At 34.2% G+C, this 8,182-nt stretch carries 5 protein-coding genes; all 5 read right to left on the bottom strand.

Annotation, left to right across the window (positions count from 1 at the left end; genetic code table 11):
• Window positions 1–593: 593 nt before the first annotated feature.
• Entirely contained in the window at window positions 594–1,817 is a 1,224-nt protein-coding gene (aroA, locus tag ACHRV5_RS21530) for a 3-phosphoshikimate 1-carboxyvinyltransferase (protein ID WP_395428149.1), read from the bottom strand.
• Between the two features lie 80 nt (window positions 1,818–1,897).
• Complete coding sequence (locus tag ACHRV5_RS21525; protein ID WP_047778970.1) at window positions 1,898–2,224, bottom strand: nucleotide pyrophosphohydrolase; 327 nt, start codon at window positions 2,222–2,224, stop codon at window positions 1,898–1,900.
• Window positions 2,225–2,226: 2 nt separating this feature from the next.
• Window positions 2,227–4,218, bottom strand: coding sequence for a DUF3857 domain-containing protein (locus ACHRV5_RS21520; RefSeq protein WP_395428147.1), 1,992 nt, complete (start codon window positions 4,216–4,218; stop codon window positions 2,227–2,229).
• Between the two features lies 1 nt (window position 4,219).
• Window positions 4,220–6,211: a transglutaminase gene (locus tag ACHRV5_RS21515; protein WP_395428145.1), complete on the bottom strand. Its 1,992-nt coding sequence runs from the start codon at window positions 6,209–6,211 to the stop codon at window positions 4,220–4,222.
• Window positions 6,212–6,216: 5 nt separating this feature from the next.
• Window positions 6,217–8,124 (bottom strand): DUF3857 domain-containing protein, encoded by a 1,908-nt coding sequence (locus ACHRV5_RS21510; RefSeq protein WP_395428143.1) that lies wholly within the window; start codon window positions 8,122–8,124, stop codon window positions 6,217–6,219.
• Window positions 8,125–8,182 lie beyond the last annotated feature (58 nt).

Raw genomic sequence — 8,182 nt, 5'->3', positions numbered from 1 at the left:
GCGCTCACTTATATATTGCAGACATCTCAAAATGTGTGTTTTTTAAACCATATAAGTGAGGTAAGTTCATTTAAACTAAACTTTATGATTGGGGCGCTCACTTATATATTGCAGACATCTCAAAATGCGTGTTTTTTCTAAACCATATAAGTGATGTAAGTTCATTTAAACTAAATTTTATGATTGGAGCGTTTACTTATATATCGCAGACATCTCAAAATGTGTGTGTGTGTTTTTAAACCATATAAGTGATGTCAGTTCATTTAAACTAAACTTTATGATTGGGGCGCTCACTTATATATCGTGGAGATGCAAAAATGCGTGTTTTTTTTAACCATATAAGTGAGGTAAGTTCATTTAAACTAAACTTTATGATTGGGGCGCTCGCTTACCTATCGGAGAGATGTAAAATGTAAAACAGTACTCCATTCTACTTTTAAAACAAAAACAATCCAAATAGATCTATAGATCTACGTGATAAAAATTTACATTAAACCAAGTCAAAAAAAAACCTCCGGGTTAAAACCGAAGGTTGTTCCAAATAAGCGCATTTTTTAAATGAACTTATATTACTTATATGGTTGAATCAATAATTACAATTCAGAAACTTCGAATTTTAATGCTTTTAAATCATTCCAGAAATCCGGATATGATTTTGAAACTACTTCGGCATCTTCGATAATAATTGGAACTTTAAGTGCTAAAGGAGCAAATGCCATTGCCATACGGTGATCGTTGTAAGTAGCAATTTTTATATTGTGATTGATATTTTCTGAAGCAACCAAAGTCAGGCTGTCGTTAGTAACCGAAATAGTGGCTCCTAATTTTGTTAGCTCGATTCGCAAAGCTTCCAATCGGTCTGTTTCTTTGATTTTTAAAGTATGAAGGCCTGTTAAATGACATCCAATTCCTAAACCTAAACAAGTCACTACAATGGTTTGTGCTATGTCGGGGGTATTGTTTAATTCCAGGTTTAATGTTTCATGTTTAAAGTTGGGTTGTTTTTTCAAAGTCATTTTATTTCCTTCGAAAGTCGTTTCCACTCCCATTTTCTCGTAAATACCAACCAAAGCGGAATCTCCTTGTAAACTGTCTTTTTTATAACTGCTTAATGTAATCGATGCCTGATCTGCCAATGCCACTAAACTGAAAAAGTAAGAAGCCGAACTCCAATCAGACTCTACCACCATTTCTTTTGAAGCAACGGTCTCTTTTGGATAAACTTTGATCACATTCCCTTCAAAACTAGTTTGAATCTCTAAATCTTTTAACAAAGCCAGCGTCATGTTAATGTATGGAATCGAAGTAATTTCTCCTTCTAAAGTAAGCTCTAAACCGTTTTCTAATTTTGAAGCTACTAATAAAAGTGCCGAAATATACTGACTGCTTACATTGGCAGCCAAAGTTACTTTTGAAGCGCTAACTTTTTTTCCTTTGATTCGTATTGGCGGATATCCAACTTCTTTTTCATATGAAATTTCAACTCCTAATTGTGCCAAAGCTTCAACTAAAATTTTTATCGGACGCTCCTGCATTCTGCTTGAACCCGTCATTACCACTTCGCGTCCTTCGTTTACAGCAAAGTAGGCTGTTAAAAAACGCATTGCAGTTCCGGCATGGTGAATGTCTACAATTTCATCCTTCCCAATCAAAGCTTTTTGCATTACTTCGCTGTCATCAGAGTTTGAGGTATTGGCTAAAGTAATATTCGGAAACAGTGCTTTTAGCAACAACAAACGATTGGTTTCGCTTTTTGATCCTGTAACTGCTATTTGACCTTCTAAATTTTTATGATTGGTGTGTAGTACTAAATTCATTTTAGGCGTGTTGTTTTATGCATTTCCGCAAATTTATTTTAAAAAAAGGACACACCAAAACTTTGCCGTGACTTATCACATTATTTTAATTTATCGTTGTTTTTGTGACGGTCTTTGTCTCTCACCGATTTTAAATCCATTTTATTATCAAAAGCGGCTTGTAAATCTATACCGGTTTGGTTCGCCAGACACAAAACCACAAATACAACATCGGCAAGTTCTTCGCCTAAATCTTTATTTTTATCGCTTTCCTTTTCAGATTGCTCTCCATAGCGACGGGCAATGATTCGGGCCACTTCACCTACTTCTTCTGTAAGTTGTGCCATGTTGGTCAATTCATTAAAATAACGAACTCCATGTTCTTTGATCCAGGTATCTACGTCTAATTGTGCGTTTTTCAAATCCATTTTTATACTTTTTTTAGAACAATTTTTTCATTTTGACTTCCGATCATCTTCTGGAAAAAATCTTTTAATCCGCTGTATTGATCTGCTGCAAAAATACTACTGTTAATCTCTTTTGTACAACTAATTTGAATTTTGTTATCAATATTGGCAATGCTTAAAACATAAACCATTTCTTTATTTTCTAACGAAATCCTAACAGGAGCAGGCAATGACTCTACTATATAACCCGCAGGAATCTCCAAGTTTACGTTTATTTTCTCTTGTGTCGGATAACCAAAATAAACCGGCATTTGTCTGTTTTCCTGATTAAAAGGATTTTTTGACGTTGTAAAAAACAAAAGCGGATCAATAAATATCTTTCCTCCTATTCTCTCGAATTGATTTTCGGACGTAAAGGAATACGTTTCTATAATAGGATCATTTAAGGTCGTTTTTTTGTTTTCAATTTTATAATCCGAAACTTTCAAATTTCCCAATTGTTCTTCCAATTTCTCAAGATAACTAGCTTCGCTTTTAGTCGCATTTTTAATTCTAAAACTATAAGCGTCGTAATCTGTTCTCTGAATCCTTATTTTTCCATCAATCGCTCCAGAAGCATCTATTTTAGCTAAAATATTCGAATATTCTTTAGACGCTACTTTCGGCATTAAATCGATTTCCAGTGAAGTGCCATCTTTCTTGATAAGTCTTCCTTTCCAGTTTAATACACTTAACGGCAAAATATTCGGAGAAGTAAATTTATGAGAAGCATCAAGCAGAATTTGTTTACCCTCAATTTCCGCAGCAGCAATAACATAGTTAAAACCTGTTCTTGTCGGATAAACCGGAACTCCATTTTCAATTGTACTTACCAAAACAGGATTTACTTCTATGCCTGCCAATTTTAGCATGTTTATCAAAATAAAATTAATTTCCGCAACATTACCCATTTGATCGGCGTATGCTTTGGCTACCCCTTTATCGGTGTAACAATCATTAGCTTCATTCCAATTCATTTTGTTTTGAACGAAATTAAAAATGATACTTAATCTCTCGTTTTGAGATTCAACGTTCGTCAACAATCGTTTGACATCTTCTAATAAAAAATTATTTACGTTAAGTTCTTTCCCAAAATTATCACTTTTAAAAATATTCTTTGCTACACCTTCCCAAGTAATTGTGTAATCTTTGTCAGGCATATCGGGAGAACGAATTCTTTCGAGCTCTTGCTGAATAGTGCCTCTATAATTATCGACATTATTAACATAGGGTTCTTTTACCAAAGCCGGTATGTCTTTTCCTTTATAAACAGCATTGATTTGCTGATAAGAAAGCGAACTTGTTTTATTGTATTGATCCTCGAAAGCCTGATATCCTTTAACCAATTTCGCTGCTGTTTCGATCGGAAAACCTCCTACCAATATCGGTTTATAGATGTATACTTCAGGAATCTCCATTTTGTATTCAAAATAATTCACAGGAATACTATATTGGATCTCAAAATCAGGAAATCGAACTAAATTTTCAGATTTCAAAATATACTTATACTCGATAATGGAACCTACTTTTACATTGGGTAATGTTATTGTTTTCTCGTTCCAATATTTGTTTATCTTTTTCTTAAAGGCTCCTTCGCTGTCGAGTTTTGTTTTTACGATCGCGCCTTTTTCGAGATTATACGTAACCGCATTAGAAAACTCCAAGTGATCTTCATTCAAATTTTCGTAACCAATGTAATAACGTGCGTTTTGATCTGCCCAACTAAGACCTTCCTTTTTATAGATTTTAATTTTAAATTCATAGACATGATTGGCTACAAATCCATTTTTTAAATTATAAGTAAAGAATGTTCTCCCTTTTTTAAACAAAATTGCTGCTGCTGCAGTCGTATCTTTTGGATTTACTTTTTCCTCGAGTTCCGAAATTGTCACTTTCCCTAACTCCTGATTTTGAGCATTTACTCCAAGCGAACTCCAAACCACAAAAAACAAAACACCGATAACCCTTAATAACATTTTATATTCTTTTTAAAACTACTTTTTCAGTTTCTTTAGCAATCATTGCTTTGTAATATTCTTTTAACATCTCATATTTTTCAGGCGTAACAACTGCCTCATTTATTTGATGCAGGATAGACAATTGAAGTACACCACTGTTCTCAGCGATGTTAAACTTAAAAGTCCCCAAATTATCCTCCATTGCTATCGCCGCAGGAGCCGGTAACGTCTCTACTGCAAATCCTTCAGGTAACTTAATCGTGATATTGAATTTATCTGCAAAAGGAAATCCAAAATCAACCGGGTATTCACGTGTTTCCTGTTTAAAAGAATTTTCTGTATTGGTGTAAAACAACATCGGATTAATGTAGATTTTACCTCCAATTACTTCGGCCAGATTGTCTCCTTTAAAAGAATAGGTTTCTATAGCCGGCAGTAAAATTTCTTTTTCGTTTGTTCTGCTGTAATCGTTGATTTCTATTTTGTTATTTTCATTCTCCAACTTTTCAAGATAGACATCCTCTTTTACTCCATCTATCTCATTTCTATAAGACATGGCATTATAATCGGTACATTGTCTTCTTACTTTTCCTGTAACTTTACCTTCGGCATCAATCTCATAATTCATAAAAACATTATCGCCTGATGGTTTTTTAGGCACTAAATCAACCGATTCAGAAGTTCCGTCTTTACGGATTAATCTACCTTGCCAGTTCAGCACTCTAAAAGGCAGAATGTTAGGTGATGCATATTTACTTGTTGCATCTAGTAAAATAGTCCCGTTTGGAGTTTCAACTGCAGCAATTACATAATTAAATGCGGTTCTGCTAGGAAATAAAGAAATTCCGTTCGAACGCGTACTTACCAAAACCGGATTAGCATTTAAACCTGAATGACGCAACATAGCGGTTAACATTAAATTGATATCTGCAATATTCCCTGTTTTTTCCTTGTACGCTTTTTTAACACCACTGTCGCAGCCATACCCCATGTAATCGTTCCATTTTACGGAAGATTTTACATAATTTAAAATCGCCATTATTCGATCTTCACTTGTAACTTTACCGTCCAATACTACTTTTAAATCATCCTCAAAGTACCCTGTCTTATTTAACTCCGGGCCAAAATCATCATAATTATAAATTGTTTTGGTCACAGAGTTCCAATCTGCAGAAAAGGATTCTACCGGTTCGTTAGGAAATTGAAGCATCGACAACTCAAATTGAACACTTGAAGTGTAATTATCGATATTATTTACATAAGCTTCCTCTCTCATAGCCGGAAGATTTTCTGCTATATAATTTGTTTTGGTTTCGAAATAATTATGCTGACTATTAGAATACCCCGAACCCCCTTTATTTAAAAAAGTGATACTTTTCGTATTTTTATCAGTTGTCACTTTAGGAAACACATATCCTTTTTGTCTTACATTATAAACATAGTACTCCGGAATATAAGTCGTAAACTCCGAATAATTCACCGGAATAGCCATTTGAAAATCCCATTCTCTAATTCCTCTGAAAGGACTTCTGATCGTATATTTAAATTCTATGACAGATCCTTCTTTAACATTAGACATTGTTATTTTTTTCCTGCTTCTGTTCTTATCAATAACCTCATCAAAAGATCCATCGCTTTTAAGCTTTGTTTTCTCTATTTTACCCGCTACTAAATTAAACGTAGCAGCGTCCGAAAATAGCACTTTTTCCCTACTACCATTCGCAGAACGATACCAGACCTCCTTATTGGCCAGATCATAACCCTCTTTTTTATAAATTTTAATTCTGGTTTCAACCTCAGTCAAAGTAACAAAACCATCTGTTTGATCGTATTCTATGCTTGTTTTCCCTTTTTTATACAAAACAGCTGCAGAAGCTGCAGTATCTTTAGGGTGTACTTTTTGTTCTAATTCAGCAATGGAAACTTTCCCTAATTTAAACTCCTGAGCCGTCAGCTTAAGAAGAGAAAAAAAGAAGGCGAATACAATAATGGGTAGTTGATTAATTTTCATTTGGATTAGTTCTTTATTAGTACAATTTTGGCGTTATCATTTTTTGCTACTTGCTCCATAAAAAGGCGGTATTCGTCGTATTCTTTATTAGAATATTTTCCTTTATTTAAAAACATAGAGCGTTTGTATGTTAGTTTGTTATTCTCTTTTTTAATAATTTCGGTTTTGTATTCTCCGAATTTCCCTTTCAACTCGTAAGGCGCAGGTAAAAATTCAATGCTAAAACCGGTCGGCAGGTTAATTTCGATTTCATCCGAATCCAGATATCCACGTTGAATTTGAAATGGATTTTTTCTATTTCTGATTCGTTTTACATTACCACCACTCTGATTGAAGGCATCCACAACAAAAATCATTTTGTTAGCTGAAATAGTAGCATAACTCTCCGCACTTACATGAATATTTTCTGTAAAACGGATATTCTCTTTGTCGTTTGTAAAGGTTATTTTCTCTAATTTTAAATTATTGATATTATCCCAATATTCTTTATAGTGTGCTTCTTTTTCATTTGGTGGCAGATGTTCTACTCTTGCCTTCGAATTATACTGAGACCCGTCTGACACAATTGAAACTGAACCTGTAAAACTTCCGTTTTCATCTAAAGTATAGGTTCCTTTATCGGTTTGTGCATTTCCTTTATCATCGTATATTTTAGTTCTCACAATGATCCCTCCTTCAGGCTTCACCACTAAAACGTCTCTGTCATCTGTAAATATTCCCTGATAACCAAAAGGATCATCCTGACTTGTGCATTCTAACCAGGTATAACTATCCCCTGTTGGAATTGCCAAAATCATATGGTTTCCCTGCATGGAAACAAAGTCAGATTGAATATTTCTTTTGTAAGTGTCTCCATACAAAATTGTATTATAGGAAGGAACATCAACCGTTTGCAGCAGTGCTTTGGTATAATTTGTCAATGCCTTGCAATCTCCATATCCCAAACGGTCTACGTCTGTTGCGTACATTGGCTTCCAACCTCCAATACCAATAGCGATGTTTACGTATCTTGATTTTTTCTGAACATAATCATAAATGATTCTTGCTTTCTTTACAGGATCTTTTTCGTTACCAACAAGTGCTTTTATTTTGGCAATAGTTTCTTCCGGCAGGACTGTAGTTCCTGTTAAAATCTTATCTCCATACCATTTACCAAAGGCTTCCCAAGTAGTAGCCGTTCCATCAACACCTTCTAAGTGAAATTTCTCCACTCCCATCATTACTCTCGGAAAAAGATCGCTGTAAGACGGACTAAGGTCTTCGGTTTTTTGCGCTAGAATCGTACCCGTCACATAAGACAATTGGGTATTGGTATCTGTGGTCTTTTTAATATCAAAACCCGAAAATGCGAATTCTTTCTTTTTAAATCCGAGATCATTGGGGTAGGTAACATTTAGAACACTTTTCTCAATGCTCAAATAATAACTAGCCAAAGGATACCATTGGGGTATAAAAGCCGTATTTGAAGTCTCCACTTCACTAGTATAAACAATCGTAAAAGGATAAGAAACGGGTGTATAATCTAAATAAACAATTCGATTATCTGAAAAAAGAGTGCTTCCGCTTACTGTGCTTAGATCTTTAAAATCTTTTCGTCTAATTTTCTTGATTTCAACACCAAAAGCATCGTAAACAATCGCTTCGATACTATTTACAGAACTTGTTTTATCATAGTGTTCAAATGCTTCAACTAATTTTAATCCTTTTTCATTCAAAACCGTTACCACTTTTTGTGTTTTAATCGTCATATCTCTTTGCGAAGCAATTTCAATATCAATTTGATTTAAACGAACAACAGCATTGGCATTTTCTTTGAGACTATCTGCAATAGAAGCTGAAGTGTAGAAGTTTTTCTGAGCAAAAGAGACAAGAGAAAACAGGAAAAAAAATAACGTGTAAAAAGAGCATTTCATTAGTAAAAAATTTCGTCAAATATATAGTATTTTCTGACGTTGTTAACAAATCCTTAAG

It is taken from the genome of Flavobacterium sp. FlaQc-52, assembly GCF_044007495.1.
Classification (GTDB): Bacteria; Bacteroidota; Bacteroidia; order Flavobacteriales; family Flavobacteriaceae; genus Flavobacterium; species Flavobacterium cupriresistens.
This window is presented reverse-complemented; position numbering and strand designations above follow the sequence as displayed.